The following is a 15,865-nucleotide window of genomic DNA, read 5'->3' on the forward strand; positions in this document are numbered from 1 at the left end:
GCCCACTGGCCTAATTGATCACGCCAACGGCCTTTATTTATAGCACTCAGAGGGAGAATCCCATGGCTGCAATGACTGGCGTAATCGCTCCCGCGATTCACGGGCGGGACGGCGCACAGGTCTTCGACGAGAAGATCGGGAGCCGTACCCTGCGCGTGGGAATCGTCGGACTCGGCTACACCGGTCTCCCGCTCGGTCTCGGTTTCGCCACGGCGGGCCTTCCGGTCCGCGGGCTGGACACGGACGCCGAGCGGGTCGACCGGGTGGCGCAGGGCAGTTCTTATCTGCCGGATGTGAGCGACGCCGAACTCGCTTCGGTCAGCCGCAAGTTGAGCGCCACCACCGAGCCGGGCGAGCTGGCCGGCTCGGACGTACTGATCGTCTGCGTCCCGACCCCGGTCACCGGCGACCAGCAGGCCAACCTGGATTACGTCAACTCCGCGATGGACTCGGTGGCGCCGCTGCTGCGCCGGGGGACGCTGCTGATCCTCCAGTCCACCGTCCCGCCGGGCACCACCGCCGCCGCCGCGGCCGCCCTCGCGGACGCCACCGGCCTGGAGCCGGGCACCGACTTCCACATGGCGATGGCCCCGGAGCGGGTCGACCCCGCCAACACCGGCGGCTGGAACCTGGCCAACACCCCGAAGGTGGTGGGCGGTCTCACCGAGGAGTGCACCCGCCGCGCCGCCGCCCTGTTCGGGCTGGTCTGCGAGACGGTGGTGCCGGTCTCGCGCACCGAGGTCGCGGAGCTGTCGAAGGTCTTCGAGAACACCTTCCGGCTGGTCAACATCAGCCTCACGCTGGAACTCTCCGACCTGTGCCGCCAACTCGACATACCGGTCCGTGAGGTGATCGACGCCGCCTCCACCAAGCCCTACGGATTCCTCCCGCACTACCCGGGACCCGGAGTGGGCGGCGAGTGCATCCCCGTCGACCCGCTGTTCCTGCGCGAGGCCGCCGACCGGCTCGGCACCGACATGAAGCTGGTGGCCGCCGCGTTCGAGCGGGTGGAGCAGCGCCCCGGCCAGGTCGTGGACCGGCTGGCCGAGCTGATCGGGGCCCGCGGCTCCGCGCTCAGCGGCGCCAAGGTCCTGGTGGTCGGCGTCAGTTACAAGTCCGGCGTCGCGGACCTGCGCAACGCCCCCGCCCTGGAGGTCATCCGGGGGCTGCGCGCCGCCGGGGCCACCGTCTCCTACCACGACCCGCTCGTCCCGGACCTCGTCGTGGACGGGCAGCCGGTCGCGGCGGCCGAGTGGGCGGTGACGGAGCTCGCGCAGCTGGACGCCGCGGTCCTGGTCACCGCCGTCCCCGGGCTCGAACAGGACCTCCTGTGGGGCATCCCGCCGATCGTCCTGGACACCCACAACAAGCTTGAGGCGGCCAGCAATGTGGCGGTGCTGTGATGGCGGCCACCCTGCTCGGCGGCCGTGCGCTCCCCGCCGTCACCCGGGACGCGGTCGCGGGCCGGACGGTGTCCTCCGAGGCGGCCCGGGAGGCGGTCGCCGAGCTGCTGGACGAGACGACGGGCGAGGTGGAGGCCGCGGCCTTCCTGACCGCGGTCGCGGTCGGCGGGGCCACCCCGGTCCTGGTGGCGGCGGCGGTGCGGGCGGTGCTCGCGGTGGCCAGGCCGGTCGACTGGACGGGCCCGGCGGTCGATGTGGTCGGCACCGGTGGTGACGGCAGCGGCTCGGTCAACATCTCCACCCTGGCCGCGCTGGTCGCCGCCTCGGCCGGGGCGACGGTGGCCAAGGCCGGCAACCGGGCGGCGACCTCGCCCTGCGGCAGCGCCGACCTGCTGGAGGCCCTGGGCATCGACCTCGACCCCGGGGAGCGCATCGGGGAGCTGCTGGCCGGCCACCGGTTCGCGTTCCTCTTCGCCCCCGCGCTCCACCCGGCGCTGCGCAGGCTGGCCCCGGTCCGCCGCCGGCTCGGCTTCCGCACCCTGTTCAACCTGTCGGGGCCGCTCGCCAACCCCGTACCCCTGACCGGCCGGCTCATCGGCACCGCGACCAGGCAGGACCAGGAGGTCCTGGCACAGGCCGCCGCCCTGCTCGGCTACCGGCGCACCTGGGTCATCCAGGGCTACGACGGGATGGACGAACTGACCACCTCGGGCCCCGCACGGGTGCTCCAGGTGGACGGCGGCGAACTCACCGAGTCCACCGTCGACCCGGCCGGGCTGCCCCTGCGCCCGGCGGGCCGCGCCGAGCTGGCCGGCGGTGACCCGGCACGCAACGCGGTCCTCGCCCGCCAGGTCCTGGCCGGCACGGCGCCCCGCCCGCTGCTCGACACGGTGCTGCTGAACGCGGCGGCCGTGCTCCAGCTCGCCGGGCAGGCACCGGACCTGCCGTCCGCGCTCACCCTCGCCCGCGGCGCCGTACAGCGGGGAGCGCCGGCCGAACTGGCCGCCCGGCTCGCCGCGCAGCAGCCGACGCCACCTGCCCGCCCCGCCCGCACCACGATCACCCGGGAGAGCCTCTGATGGCCACGCACCTCGATGAGATAGTCGCCGCCAAACGCGCCGCCTGGAGCGGCCCGGCGGCAGCCGACGCGGCCGCCCGAGGCCGCCGCGAGGCCGCCGTACCCGGCCGGTTCGCCGCCGCACTGGGCGGCCCCGAGATCTCGGTCATCGCCGAGATCAAGCCGAAGTCCCCGTCCAAAGGGCAGCTCCTGGACCCCGAGCAGGCCGTCCCCACCGCCAGGAAGTACATCGACGGAGGCGCCTCGGCCATCTCCGTACTCGGTGACACGCCCTTCTTCGGCGGCTCGCCGGAGCTGGTCCGTACCGTCGCCGAGCACCCGGACGTCACCGTCCCCGTCCTGTTCAAGGACTTCATGGTCGACATCCGGCAGATGCGGCTGGCCCACGACAGCGGCGCCGACGGCGTCCTGATCATCGCCCGCGCCGTCGGCGACGCCCTGCTGACCGACCTGGTGCAGACCGCGCACGGTCTCGGCCTCGACGCACTGGTGGAGACCTTCACCCAGGACGAGGTGGACCGGGCGCTGAGTTCCGGGGCCCGCATCATCGGCATCAACAACCGGGATCTGCAGACCTTCTCGGTCGACCTGGACAACTCGGCCAGGCTCCGCCGCGACATCCCGCGCGGCGTACTGACCGTCAGCGAGAGCGGCCTTCGCGGCCGGCCCGACATCGAACGCATCGCGGCGCACGGCTTCGACGCCGCGCTCATCGGTGAATCCCTGCTCAGCAGCCCCGACCCCGCCGCCCAGCTGCGGTCCTTCACCGGGGTCCCCATTCTGGAGGTGGCCTCGTGAACGGCCGATTCGGCGAGTACGGCGGACAGTTCGTCGCGGAGACCCTGGTGGGCCCGCTGCAGGAGCTGGAGGAGGAGTACCAGAAGGCCCTGGTCGACCCGGAGTTCAACGCGGAGCTCGACAAGCTGCTCAAGATGTTCGTCGGGCGGCCCACCCCGATCACCGAGCTGCACCGGCTCGGCGTCACCGAGAACGGCGTCAAGCTGTGGCTCAAGCGGGAGGACCTCACCCACACCGGCGCCCACAAGATCAACAACTCGGTCGGGCAGGCGCTGCTCGCCCGCCGCCTCGGCAAGAAGCAGATCATCGCGGAGACCGGCGCCGGCCAGCACGGCGTGGCCGTGGCCGCCGCCTGCGCCTACCTCGGTCTCGAGGCCACCATCTACATGGGCCGCGTCGACGCCGAGCGGCAGGCGCCCAACGTGCAGCGGATGGAACTGCTGGGCGCCCGCGTCGTGCTGGTCGACCTCGGCACGGCGACCCTGAAGGACGCCATCAACGCCGCGATCCGCGAGTGGATCGCCCGCCCCGACACCACGCACTACCTGCTCGGCTCGGTCGTCGGCCCGCACCCCTTCCCCACCATCGTGCGCAACTTCCAGTCCGTCATCGGCCGCGAGGCCCGCGCCCAGTTCCTGGAGGAGAACGACCGGCTCCCCGACGCGGTCGTGGCCTGCGTCGGCGGTGGCTCCAACGCGGCCGGGATGTTCAGCGCCTTCCTCGACGACCCGGTCCGCCTCGTCGGCGTACAGGCCGCGGGCGAGGGCAAGGGCGGCCAGGGCGGCCACGCGGCCCCGCTGCTCTACGGCGACCCGGGCGTCCTCCAGGGCACCCGCACCTACCTGCTCCAGGACGACGACGGGCAGATCCAGCTCACCCACTCCATCGCACCCGGCCTCGACTACGCGGGCGTCGGCCCCGAGCACTCGCACTACAAGGACACCGGGAAGGTCGAGTACATCTCCGCCTCCGACGACGAGGCCCTGGACGCGTTCGCCGCGCTCAGCTCGCAGGAGGGCATCCTCCCGGCCCTGGAGTCCGCCCACGCGGTGGCCGGCGCCCTGAAGGTGGCCCGCCAGTCCGCCCCCGGCAGCACCGTCCTCGTCAACCTCTCCGGCCGAGGTGACAAGGACCTCACGTCCGCCATGGCCGCCCTGAAGCAGCGTGAGGAGACCGCCCGATGAAACGCCTCGAACAGACCTTCACCGACAACCGGACCAAGGACGAGACCACCCTCGTCGCCTACCTCACCTCCGGCTACCCGCACCTCGGCGAGACCGTCGGCCTGATCTCCGCCGCGGTGGACGCCGGCGCCGACGTGATCGAGCTCGGGGTCCCCTTCTCCGACCCGCTCGGCGACGGCCCGGTCATCCAGGCCGCCGGACAGGCCGCCCTGGACACCGGCACCACCACGGCCGCCACCCTCGACGTGGTCGCCGAGGCGCGCGCCGCCGGAGTCGAGGCGCCGATCGTGCTGATGGGCTACTGCAACCCGTTCCTGCGCTACGGCCTGACCCAGCTTTACGACGACGCCAGGTCGGCCGGCGCCGACGGATTCGTCGTCCCCGACCTGCCGGTCGGCGAGGGCGCCGAATGGCTGGCCCAGGCCGAGGCCACCGAGCTCGGCCAGACCTTCTTCACCGCACCCGGCAGCTCGCCGGAGCGGATGGCCGCCTCCGCCGCCGCCTCCCGGGGCTTCCTCTACGTCCTCGCGGCGAACGGCGTCACCGGAGTCCGCTCCGAGCTCGACCCCGGCATCGACGCCTACCTGGAGCGGGTGCGCGCGGCCGGCGACACCCCGATGGCCGTCGGGTTCGGCATCTCCCGCCCGGACCACGTGGCCGCGCTGCACGGCAAGACGGACGGAGTGATCGTGGGCAGCGCGCTGCTCCAGGCGATCGGCGCCGCCCGGGACGCGGCCGGCCGCCGCCGGGCCGTCACGGGGCTGATCTCCTCCCTGAAGGCGGCCACCCGATGAGCGACGCCACCGCCATCCCCTTCTTCAGCGGCGCCGCCTCCGTCCGCCGCGACTGGCCCCGCCTGGAGGCCCGCATCCGCGAGGTCGCCGCCTCCGGCCGGTTCACCTCGGGCCCGGTCACCGCCGAACTGGAGACGGCGATCGCCGCCCGCACCGGCGCCCGGCACGCGGTGGCCGTCGCCAACGGGACCGACGCCCTGGTGATCCTGCTCCGGGCGGCGGGCATCGGCCCCGGCGACGAGGTGATCGTCCCCGCGTACACCTTCTTCGCGACCGCCTCGGCCGTCCTGCACGTGGGCGCCGAACCGGTGCTGGTTGACGTCCTGCCCGGCAGCTACGCGATGGACCCCCGGCGCGCCGAGGACGCGATCACCGAGCGGACCCGGGCGATCATGCCGGTGCACCTGTTCTCGCAGATGGCCGACATGGAGGTGCTGAAGGACCTGGCCGACCGGCACGGACTGATCCTGCTGGAGGACAGCGCCGAGGGCATCGACATGTGGGCCGGCGGGGTGCACGCGGGCCTGTGGGGCAGCGGTGGCGTCCTCTCCTTCTTCCCCACCAAGACGCTGGGCTCGCTCGGCGACGCGGGGATGCTGCTCACGGACGACGACGGCATCGCCGCCGCCGCCCGGCGGCTGCGCCTGCACGGCCAGGGCACGGACGGCGCGTACGACACGGACGGCGCCTACGTCTACCAGGAGCTCGGCTACAACAGCCGCTGCGACGAACTGCACGCCGCGTTCCTGCTGCACCGCCTGGAGCGGCTCAGCGAGGAGACGGAGCGGCGTGCCGGGCTGGCCGCCCGCTACGACCGGCTGCTGGCCCCGCTGGCCGGCACCGTCGACACCCCCTGGATGGCGCCCGCCAAGACCCCGAGCAACCAGGTCTACTACGTCTACCTCATCGAGTGCGACCGCCGGGACGAGCTTGCCGCGTACCTGGAGGCGAACGGTGTCGGCACCGAGGCGTACTACCCGCGCCCGCTCACCGACCAGCCGCTGCTGGCCCCGCTGCCGGGCTCCCGCCACCCCGTCCCGGTCGCCTCGGCCGCCGCGGGCCGGGCCCTGGGACTGCCGATGTACCCCGACCTCGCCGACGAGCAGGCCGACCGCGTCGCCACCCTGATCCACGCCTTCTACGGAGCCGCCTCGTGACCACCGCCATCCCCTACTTCGACTGGCCCGCCCGCTCGGCCGACTGGGCCGACGACATCGTGGAGGTCTTCCGAGAGGTCGCCGGGAGCGACGAGTTCATCCTCAAGTCCCGCGTCGAGCGCCTGGAGTCGGAGATCGCCGAACGCACCGGAGCGGCCCACGCCATCGCCGTGGCCAGCGGCACCGGAGCGCTGAGCGTGATCCTGGCCGCGCTCGGCCTCGGGGACGGCGACGAGGTGGTCACCCCCGCGTTCTCCTTCGTCTCCACCGCCTCCACCGTCGCACTGCGCGGCGCCCGCCCGGTCTTCGCGGACGTCGACTACGAGACCGGCCTGCTCGGCCCGGCCACCGCCGAGGCCGCCGTCACCGAACGCACCAGGGCGCTGCTGCCGGCCTACCTGTTCTCCGGCTCCCCGGAGATGGGCGCCTTCGCCGAACTCGCCGCCCGGCGCGGACTCCACCTGGTCGAGGACAGCGCGATCGCGCTCGGCGCCACCGTCGACGGCAGGCCCGCGGGCCGCCACGGACACGCCGGGGTGTACTCCTTCTTCCCGGCGAAGCCCGCCGGCGGCATCGGGGACGCCGGGATGATCGTCACCGACGACCCCGAACTCGCCCGCACCGCCCGCATGCTGCGCAACCACGGCCAGCCGGCCGGCAAGCGCTTCTACCACGAGCTGCTCGGCTTCAACTGCCGGATGGACGAGCTCACCGCAGGCTTCCTGCTGCGCAAACTGCCCCACCTGGACCGGCTGCTGGAGCGGCGCCGCGAGATCGCCGCGATCTACGAGGAGGGGCTGCGCCCGCTGGGCCCGGCGCTGCTCCCGCCGCCGGCCGGCTTCGAGGACCGCTCCGTCTACACCTACGTCGTACGCGCCCAGCAGCGCGACGAGCTGCGCGACCGGCTGGCGAAGGAGGGCATCGAGACCGCCGTCTACTACCCGCGCCCGCTGCACATGCAGCCCGCGTTCGCGTATCTCGGCCACGGACCCGGTGACTTCCCCGTCGCCGAGCAGCTGTCCCGCGAGTCGCTCGCGCTGCCGCTGCACCCGGACATGGCGCCGGGAGCGGCCGAGCGGGTCGTGGCAGCCATCAGCCGCTTCTGCGCCGCGGGGAGGTGAACGGGATGTCGGTAGCGAAGACCCCGGGCATCGCCGCGGACCGGCTGTGCGGCATCGGGGACGAGGCCGCCCCCGACCTGGCGGGCCAGCTGGCCATCCACCACGAACTGGGCATGGCAGCCGTCGAGTTGCGTACGGTCGACGGCCTCGGCCTGCACGAGCTGCCGGCGGGCGACGCGGCCGACCTGGCCCGGCGCACCATCGTCGCCGGTCTGCGGGTGCCCGTCGTCGACACCCCGGTGGGATCCTGGTCCACCACCGTCGCCACCCCCATGGACGACGAGCTGGCGGCCCTCGAACGCTCCGCCAAGGTGGCAGCCCTGCTCGGCTGCGACCGGCTGCGGGTCATGTCCTACCCCAACGACGGCCGCCCCGAGCGCGAATGGCGCTCCGAGGCGCTGCGCCGGATGAAGAAGCTGGCCCGCGAGGCCGAGCGGCTCGGGGTGACCCTGCTGCACGAGAACTGCCAGGGCTGGGCCGGCCGGAGCGCGGCGCACACCGTGCGGATGCTGGAGGAGGTCGCGAGCCCCCGGCTGCGGCTGCTGTTCGACACCGGCAACGGCCTCGCCTACGGCTACGACTCGCTCGACTTCCTGCGCGGGGTGCTGCCGTGGGTGGAGCACGTGCACATCAAGGACGGCGTCGGCTCCGGCGCCACGGCCGAGTTCACCATGCCCGGCGAGGGCACCGCCCACGTCGTGGACTGCGTGAACCTGCTGGAGCAGCACGGCTACCGGGGCTACTACAGCCTGGAACCCCACCTGGCCCGCATCCCGCACCTGGGCCTGGCGGGCGACCCCGCCGCACTGGCGGACGGCTACCGGGAGTACGCCCGGCGCTGCGCCGCACTGCTCGGCACCGCACAGAGCCGCGCCTTCATCGATTCCACGGACAGCCCCATGTACTGGGAGGGGAGCCACCATGGCTGAGACGGCCCGCACCACCCGCACCCGCGGCGGCCTCGACGCCGGCGACCTGGAGTGGCTGACCGACCTGATGGCCATCGACTCGGTCTCGCCGCTGGAGGGCGGCCCGCTGGACGGGGCCGCCCGCGCGCAGCGGGTCTTCCTGGCCGGCGCCGCCGAGCGCGGCTTCCGCACCGTGCTGCACCGGGCCCCCGCCCCCGAACTCCTCGACCGCCCCGAGGTGCCCGCCCCGGTCCGTGAGGAGGCCGCCCGCGACCTGCCCGCGTTCCTGGCCGGGCAGCCCTCGGTGGTCGTCGCCCACGGGGCACCGCAGCCGCAGGAGCGCCGCCTGGTCATCAACTTCCACGTGGACACGGTCGGCCCGCACGTGCCGCCGAGGCTGGACGGGCGGATCCTGCACGGCCGGGGCGCCGTCGACGACAAGGGCCCGGGGATCGCCGCCGCGGCCGGGGTCGCCGCGGCCTTCGCGCAGGACCCGGGCCTCGACGGCCGTATCGAGGTGCAGATCGCCTCCGTGCCCGGCGAGGAGGGCGGCGCGATGGGCACCTACGGCACCCGCGCGCTGGTCGACGCGGGGTTCACCGGGCGCCTGATGGTGTTCGCGGAGCCCACCGGCAACACCTTCATGGACGGCTGCACCGCCGCGATGACCCCCCGGATCACGGTCGACGGCCAGGACTCCACCGACGACCACCCCGCGGACGGCCACAACGCCACCGTGCTCCTGGGCTTCCTCGCGGACTTCCTCGCCCGCCGGCTCGGCCCGCTCGCCCACGGCATGGGAGCCAAGCTCTGCGTCTCGGGCCTGCACACCGGCAACGCGCACAACCGGGTCTACGGCGGAGGGCAGTTGCTGCTCAACATCGCCTACCCGGCGACCGAACAGGCCGAACTGCTCGCCGCCTCCCTCGAGGTGCTGATCGAGGAGGCCCGGACCGAGTTCGCCCATCTGCACGCCCACGACCCGTTCAGCCGCCGCACGGTGAAGGACTGGCGCCGGATCGTCCGCCTGGACTGGCTGAAGCAGGGCCTGCCCACCCTGAACAACCGCGACGCCGACGCCGAACTCGTTCTGAACGACGCCGGTTTCCTCCGGCACGACGGACTGGCCGACGGTTCCGCCTTCACCTGCGACGCGATCTGGGCACCCGGCCCCGGCCGCTACGTGGTGGCCTGCGGACCGGGACAGCTCGACGCCAACGGGGCCCACACCGCAGATGAGTTCGTGCACCTGGACGACCTGGACACCTACGCCCGGCGCATCAGGGAACTGGTCCACGCCTTCGCCGCCCGCACCGCCTGACGCGCTCCCCCTCCCGCTCCCTCCCGCACGACCTCACCCGGAAAAGGATTCGCCATGACCGTCCGTGTCCCCCTCACCGAGCTCACCACCTTCGTCCAGGACGTCCTCACGAACTGCGGCCTGGACACCGAATCGGCGCGCACCGCCGCCGACGTCATCACCTACGCCGACGCGAACGGCTTCACCACGCACGGCACCAACGGGCTCGTGAACATCTACGCCCCCCGGCTGCTCGACGGCCGGATAGACGCCGGCGCCACCCCGCGCGTCGTCCAGGAGACCGCCGGGGCCGCCCTGCTCGACGGGGAGCGCGGGCTCGGCCTCGTCACCATGGACCTGGCCATGGACATCGCCATGGCCAAGGCGCGGCAGACCGGGATCGGCATGGTCGCCGTGCGCAACAGCACCCACTTCGGCAGCGCCGGCTTCTACACGCAGAAGGCGGCGGCCGCCGGGCTGATCGGCCTGGCGATGACGAACTGCGGGGCCCAGGGCGTCGCCCCGCCGCTGGGCGGCACCGTGCGGATGCTCGGCACCAACCCGCTGAGCGCGGCCGTGCCGGTGACCGAGGGCGCGCCGTTCGTCCTCGACATGAGCACCACGGTGGTCGCGACCGGGAAGATCAAGGCCGCCCACCGGGAGGGCCAGCAGGTCCCCCAGGAATGGCTGGTGCGCCACGACGGCACCCCGACCTCGGATCCGGCCGACTTCATGGCGGAGGAGGCGGACGTCGCCTGGCTCGGCGGGCCCGCCTCGACCGGCGGCGCCAAGGGCTTCGGCCTCGCCCTGCTGGTGGACCTGCTGTGCGGCCCGCTCTCCGGCGCCGCCTACGGCCCCCGGCCCGGCGTGCTGAAGGGCGAGCCGGCCGGCGACGACAACGTGGGCCACACCGCGATCGTGATCGACCCCTCGGCGTTCGGCTCGGCACACGCGATCGCCGCCGAGAACCGCCGTCTGCTCGACACGGTCGTGAACTCCCCGGCCGCCGCGTACGCGACCCGGGGCGTCACCTACCCGGGAGCCCCCGAGGCCGAGCGGTACGCGCAGTCGCGGCGCGAGGGCGTCCTGCTGCCCGGACCGGTGGCCGACGGCCTGGTGGCCCTCGCCGGGCAGCTGGCCGTGCGGGCGCCGGACGCGCTGGCCGTCCGGACCCTCGCGCCCGCCGCCTGAGGCAGCCGGACACCGGCACCACCCCCCAAACGACCGAGGAAACGGAAAGGACCGAACCGTCATGCGTATCGGAGTGATCGGACTGGGCGTCATCGCCCCCTTCTTCCTGCGGGCCATCGAGGACGACCCGGAGCTCCGGCTGACCGCCGTCTGCGATCTGGACCGCCGGAAACTGGCCGGATTCGCGCCGGAGACCGCCGTGTTCACCGACCACCGCGAACTGCTCGCCTCGGGTCTCGTGGACGGTGTGGTGGTCACCCTGCCCAACCACGCGCACGCCCCGGTCGTGGCCGACGCCCTGCGGGCCGGTGCGCACGTCTGCTGCGAGAAGCCGCTGACCGTCCACGCCGAGGACGCGCACCACCTGATACGGCTGGCCGACGAGTACGGCACGACCCTGTTCACCGCCTTCCACCGCCGCTACAACACCCATGTCCAGCAGCTGGCGGACCAGTTGGCCGACCGGCAGGAGATCTCGCACGTCACCAGCCGCTACCAGGAGCGGATCGAGGAACACAGCGGCAGCGAGGCCTGGTACCAGGACCTCGACCGCTGCGGCGGCGGCTGCGTCATCGACAACGGCCCCAACGCGCTGGACGCCCTGGAGACCGTGCTCGGCCCGCTCACGCTGACGGACGCCACGATCGGCGACGTCCGGTCCGGCGTCGAGTTCTGCGCCGAACTGCACCTGGCCACCCCCGACGGCATCCCGGTCCTGGTGGACCTGGACTGGGCCCTGGAGACCGGTGAGCGCAAGGACATCACCGTCCACCTCAAGGACGGCCGGCAGCTGTACGCCGACATGCTCGACGGATTCCAGGAGTTCAAGTCCTCCCTCGACCACGAGTACGCCGGGATCATGGCGGACTTCCACCGCACGGTCCGCGACGGCCGCAGCGGACCGGACCGGGGCCCGCACATCGTCGACCTGGTCGAGGAGGCGTACGCCATCGGCCGGACCAGGGAGGAGCGGCTGCGGATGACCGGCAAGGAGCCCGTCCCGGCCCAGCTGGTGAAGCTGCTGTTCCACCGGCGCACCGACCGGGGCATGACCCTGTCGCCCTGGCAGTCGCGCTGCGTGCGCGCCGGCGACGTGCACGAACTGGTCACCACCACCGACCGGCCCACCGCCACCGGCGACCGGGTCGACCACGTCGGGTTCCTGGGCTTCGCGGAGTTCACGGCGGCCACGGTGATCGACCGGGGCGACGTGGTGACGGGCCCGGGCGGGCCGATCGGACGGGTGGCCGGTTTTGACGAGTGCCACGCGCCGAACCACTACAACATTCTCATCGACACCGAACGTGTCCTCACCGCTGAGGACTTGAACCTGAATACGCTGGACACCCTCACCTTCTCCGGAGGAACCCGATGACCACCACCACACAGGGCACCCCCACCTTCCGCAGGGTCACCGTGACGCCCGAGGCCCGTGAGCGGGTGCCCGGAGTGCACGTACTGACCCTGGAGGCGGACATCGGCGCCACCGGCCCCTCGGCGGCCGAGGCGGTCTGGACCGAGGCGCACGCCCAGTGGAACGGCAGGAGCCGCGCCGAGGTGCGCGCCGCCCCCAACGTCGCCGCCTACCGGGAGCTGAGCCGGCTGCTCGGCACCCACCCCGACAAGCGGCCGCCCTCCGTACAGGCCCTGATCGACCGGGGCCTGCGGACCAAGCCGCTCGGCGCCTGGCCGCAGATCAACCCGGCCGTCGACGCCGTCAACGCGGTCGCCGTACGCAGCCTGGTCGCGCTCGGCCTGTTCGACCGGGACACGCTCGTGGGCGAGGTGGGGCTGCGGCTGACCGACGGCACCGAGGAGTTCACCGCGCTCGGTGCGGACGGCCCGGTGACCCTGGAGGCCGGCGGGCTGGTGCTCGCCGACGAGGAGCGCGTGCTGTCGCAGTTCGCGCACCGCGACGGCGTGCACCAGGCGGTGACCGGCACCACCCGCCGGGTGCTGCTGCTGGCCTGCGCCGTCCCCGGCGTCAGCGAGGACACCTGCCGGGACGCGCTGCTGGAGGCGGCCGCACTGCTGCGCGGGACGGCGAACTAGCACCACCGGGCCCCCGGGCAGGCGGCGAGTGGTCCGCCGCCACCCCGGGTCAGTGGACTGCTCCGCAGGTACGCGCAGTTGATTGGCTGGTGCCAAGCCGCCGCCGCCCCCGCGTACCGAAAAGAGACCGCCCACGATGACCATCACCGCAGTCGAGCCCGCCGCAGCACCGCACCGGGCGCACCCCGCACCCGTGCGGGTGAGCGTGGCGCGGACCCCGCTGCCGCCGCACGCCCCGCTCGCCCTGGCCACCGAACTGCGCCGGCTGCTCGGTGCGGACCAGGTGTTCCTCTTCGAGAGCCTGGCGGGCCCCGACGAGGACTGCCGCTTCGCGGCCGTCGGCGCCGAGGCCCTCGCCCGGATCACGGTGCGGGACGGACAGGCCGCGCTGGACGGGGCTCCCGGCCTGGTGGACCGGCTGCGCCCCCTCGTGGACGGCGCCGCCGGTGACGTACAGCGGCTGCTGGAGACGCTGCGCGGGGCCTTCGCCGTGGACACCGACGTACCGCTCGACAGTTACGCCTTCGGGTTCCTCGCCGTGCTCGGCTACGAGGCCGCCTGGCACCTGGAGCAGCTGCCGCCGCTCGGACCGGGCCAGGACCCGGAGATCACCCTCACCCTCTTCCGGCACGTCGTCAGCTACCACCTCGGCAGCGGCGAGAGTCACGAACTCCGCGCCCATGCAGCCGAGTTCGGTGGCCCCGGGTTGCTGGGCGACCGGCTCGCCGGGCTGGTGCGGGCCCTGCCGGACACCGCCGAAACCCCGCCGCCGGCCGCGCCCCGGCCGCAGGAGGTACGCCGCACCGTGCAGCGCGAGGAGTTCACCGAGCGGGTGGAACGCTGCCTGGAACACATCAGGGCCGGCGACGTCTACCAGATCCAGATCGGCCACCGCATCGAGGTGACGACGCCCCTGGAGCCCCTGGACGCCTACCGCCGGCTGCGCCGGAGCAACCCCTCGCCGTACATGTACCTGGTGCCGTGGGCGGGCCGCACCCTGGTCGGGGCCAGCCCCGAACTGCTGCTGCGGATCGAGGGCCGCACCCTGGCCATGCGGCCCATCGCCGGCACCACCGCACGGGCCGCCGACCCCGCCGAGGACGCCCGCCGGGTGGCCGCGCTGCACGCCGACGAGAAGGAACGCGCCGAGCACATCATGCTCGTCGACCTGTGCCGCAACGACGTGGCGAGGGTCTCCGTACCGGGCACCCTCGCCGTCGAACAGATGATGGAGGTCGAGCACTTCGCCCAGGTGCACCACCTCGTCTCCACGGTGAGTGGCCAACTGGTCGCCGCGGCCGACGTGTTCTCCGCCCTGCGCGCCACCTTCCCGGCCGGCACCATGACCGGCGCCCCCAAGGTCCGCGCCATGGAGCTGATCCAGGAGATCGAGGGCCGGCCGCGCGGCGCCTACGCGGGCGCGCTGGGCCTGATCGACCTGCGCGGTCAGGCGGCGACGCTCGCCCTGTGCATCCGTACCGCCGTCCACGACCCCGCCACCGGCACCTACACGCTCCAGGCCTCCGCCGGGGTGGTCGCCGACTCCTCGGCCGACGGCGAATGGGGCGAGACACTGATCAAGATGAGCGCCGTGTACTCCGCGCTGACCGGCGAGGTGCTCACCGCATGAGAATCCTGCTCGTCGACGCACGCGACAGCTTCGTCCACATCATCGACCACTACCTGCGTCAGCAGGGCGCCCGCACCGACCTCGTCACCGCCCACGCGCACACCCCGGCCGAGCTGGCCGCCCGCCGCCCGGACGCCGTGGTCCTCGGCCCCGGACCGGGGCACCCCGCCGACTCCGGCCACCCGGAGCTGGTGCGCCACTTCGCCGGCCGGGTCCCGCTGCTCGGGATCTGCCTGGGCCACCAGGCCATCGGGCTCGCCTTCGGCGGCCGGATCGAGCGGGCCGCGCGCACCGTGCACGGCAAGACCAGCCGCCTCGACCACGACGGCACCGGCGTCTTCGCCGGACTCGCGGACGGCACCGAGGTCACCCGCTACCACTCACTGGCCGTCGCCGACCCGCCGCCCGACACGCTCACCGTGACCGCACGGGCCCGGGAGGACGGCTGCGTGATGGGACTGCGCCACCACCGGCTGCCCGTCCAGGGCGTGCAGTTCCACCCCGAGAGCATCACCACCCGCACCGGACAGGCCTTCATCACGAACTTCCTCGAAGGGATACAGCCATGGCCGACCACGGTCCCTGGGCGTCGATAGCCGCCCTGAACGGTTCCGAGCGCCCCGACGGGCTCACCGGGCGAGTACTGCGCATGATGGCCGCGCAGGCCGCCGAGCACGGCGTGCACCTCGACGTGATCCCGCTCGCCGAGTACGACATCACCCCGTGCGGCCCGTGCGGCGACTGCAACATACGGCCGCTGCCCTGCGCCCAGGACGACGACGTCCCGGCTCTGGTGGACCGGATGATCCGGGCCGACGGCGTGCTGTACGCGGCGCCCGTCCACGGCTTCGGCCTGGCCGGCGTGATGCAGAACTTCATCGAACGGGCCGGGGTCGGACACCTGCGCTTCGACCGCCCGCTCGCCAACAAGGTCGCCGGAGTCGTGGTCACCGGGCGCCGCTACAGCCACGACCGGGTCTACGGGCAGCTCATCGACAACGTCCTGCTCAACCGGATGATCGTGCCCGGCAGCGGCTTTCCCGCCTTCGTCCAGGACCAGTTCGCGCCGGGCGAGGACGAGGAGGGCCTGGCCGCCGCACGCGGACTGATGGACCGCATGATCGACCTGCTGCGCATCCTGCTGCTCCCGCACGCCGGCCGCGGCGACACCGCCCGGCTGTTGTCGCTGCCCCGCAACGAGAGGGCCGGGCTGCTCAGCCCCACGGGGTGAACAGCCCGGCCCTCTCCA

At 73.3% G+C, this 15,865-nt stretch carries 15 protein-coding genes; all 15 read left to right on the forward strand.

Going from position 1 to position 15,865, the window contains the following annotated elements; genetic code table 11:
- Nucleotides 1-62: 62 nt before the first annotated feature.
- Nucleotides 63-1,403 (forward strand): nucleotide sugar dehydrogenase, encoded by a 1,341-nt coding sequence (locus ACGFU6_RS23185; RefSeq protein WP_393613458.1) that lies wholly within the window; start codon nt 63-65, stop codon nt 1,401-1,403.
- The gene (gene trpD, locus ACGFU6_RS23190; protein ID WP_393613460.1) at nt 1,403-2,482 is read left to right on the forward strand and encodes an anthranilate phosphoribosyltransferase; all 1,080 of its coding nucleotides are present in this window, start codon (nt 1,403-1,405) and stop codon (nt 2,480-2,482) included. The genes ACGFU6_RS23185 and trpD overlap by 1 nt, the downstream gene beginning before the upstream one ends.
- Nucleotides 2,482-3,279, forward strand: a complete 798-nt coding sequence (locus tag ACGFU6_RS23195) for an indole-3-glycerol-phosphate synthase (protein ID WP_393613462.1) — start codon at nt 2,482-2,484, stop codon at nt 3,277-3,279. The genes trpD and ACGFU6_RS23195 overlap by 1 nt, the downstream gene beginning before the upstream one ends.
- On the forward strand, nt 3,276-4,463 hold the full coding sequence (gene trpB, locus ACGFU6_RS23200) for a tryptophan synthase subunit beta (protein WP_123525332.1): 1,188 nt from the start codon (nt 3,276-3,278) through the stop codon (nt 4,461-4,463). Before ACGFU6_RS23195 ends, trpB begins: the two co-directional genes overlap by 4 nt.
- On the forward strand, nt 4,460-5,257 hold the full coding sequence (gene trpA, locus ACGFU6_RS23205; RefSeq protein WP_393613464.1) for a tryptophan synthase subunit alpha: 798 nt from the start codon (nt 4,460-4,462) through the stop codon (nt 5,255-5,257). The genes trpB and trpA overlap by 4 nt, the downstream gene beginning before the upstream one ends.
- Nucleotides 5,254-6,414 (forward strand): DegT/DnrJ/EryC1/StrS family aminotransferase, encoded by a 1,161-nt coding sequence (locus ACGFU6_RS23210; protein WP_393613466.1) that lies wholly within the window; start codon nt 5,254-5,256, stop codon nt 6,412-6,414. Before trpA ends, ACGFU6_RS23210 begins: the two co-directional genes overlap by 4 nt.
- Nucleotides 6,411-7,535, forward strand: a complete 1,125-nt coding sequence (locus ACGFU6_RS23215) for a DegT/DnrJ/EryC1/StrS family aminotransferase (RefSeq protein ID WP_393613467.1) — start codon at nt 6,411-6,413, stop codon at nt 7,533-7,535. Before ACGFU6_RS23210 ends, ACGFU6_RS23215 begins: the two co-directional genes overlap by 4 nt.
- 5 nt (nt 7,536-7,540) lie before the next feature.
- Nucleotides 7,541-8,464: a sugar phosphate isomerase/epimerase family protein gene (locus ACGFU6_RS23220; RefSeq protein ID WP_393613469.1), complete on the forward strand. Its 924-nt coding sequence runs from the start codon at nt 7,541-7,543 to the stop codon at nt 8,462-8,464.
- Nucleotides 8,457-9,764, forward strand: coding sequence for a M20/M25/M40 family metallo-hydrolase (locus ACGFU6_RS23225; RefSeq protein ID WP_393613471.1), 1,308 nt, complete (start codon nt 8,457-8,459; stop codon nt 9,762-9,764). Before ACGFU6_RS23220 ends, ACGFU6_RS23225 begins: the two co-directional genes overlap by 8 nt.
- 54 nt (nt 9,765-9,818) lie before the next feature.
- Entirely contained in the window at nt 9,819-10,934 is a 1,116-nt protein-coding gene (locus tag ACGFU6_RS23230; RefSeq protein WP_393613472.1) for an Ldh family oxidoreductase, read from the forward strand.
- A 61-nt stretch (nt 10,935-10,995) separates the two neighbouring features.
- Entirely contained in the window at nt 10,996-12,309 is a 1,314-nt protein-coding gene (locus ACGFU6_RS23235) for a Gfo/Idh/MocA family protein (protein WP_393613474.1), read from the forward strand.
- Nucleotides 12,306-12,986, forward strand: a complete 681-nt coding sequence (locus tag ACGFU6_RS23240) for a phenylalanine--tRNA ligase beta subunit-related protein (RefSeq protein WP_393613476.1) — start codon at nt 12,306-12,308, stop codon at nt 12,984-12,986. The genes ACGFU6_RS23235 and ACGFU6_RS23240 overlap by 4 nt, the downstream gene beginning before the upstream one ends.
- 136 nt (nt 12,987-13,122) lie before the next feature.
- Nucleotides 13,123-14,616, forward strand: a complete 1,494-nt coding sequence (locus ACGFU6_RS23245; protein WP_393613478.1) for an anthranilate synthase component I family protein — start codon at nt 13,123-13,125, stop codon at nt 14,614-14,616.
- Nucleotides 14,613-15,212 carry an anthranilate synthase component II gene (locus ACGFU6_RS23250; RefSeq protein ID WP_393613479.1) on the forward strand — a complete coding sequence of 200 codons (600 nt, stop codon included), beginning with the start codon at nt 14,613-14,615 and terminating at the stop codon, nt 15,210-15,212. Before ACGFU6_RS23245 ends, ACGFU6_RS23250 begins: the two co-directional genes overlap by 4 nt.
- Complete coding sequence (locus ACGFU6_RS23255; RefSeq protein WP_393613480.1) at nt 15,182-15,847, forward strand: flavodoxin family protein; 666 nt, start codon at nt 15,182-15,184, stop codon at nt 15,845-15,847. Before ACGFU6_RS23250 ends, ACGFU6_RS23255 begins: the two co-directional genes overlap by 31 nt.
- Nucleotides 15,848-15,865 lie beyond the last annotated feature (18 nt).

Source organism: Streptomyces sp. NPDC048462 (genome assembly GCF_043200175.1).
Classification (GTDB): domain Bacteria; phylum Actinomycetota; class Actinomycetes; order Streptomycetales; family Streptomycetaceae; genus Streptomyces.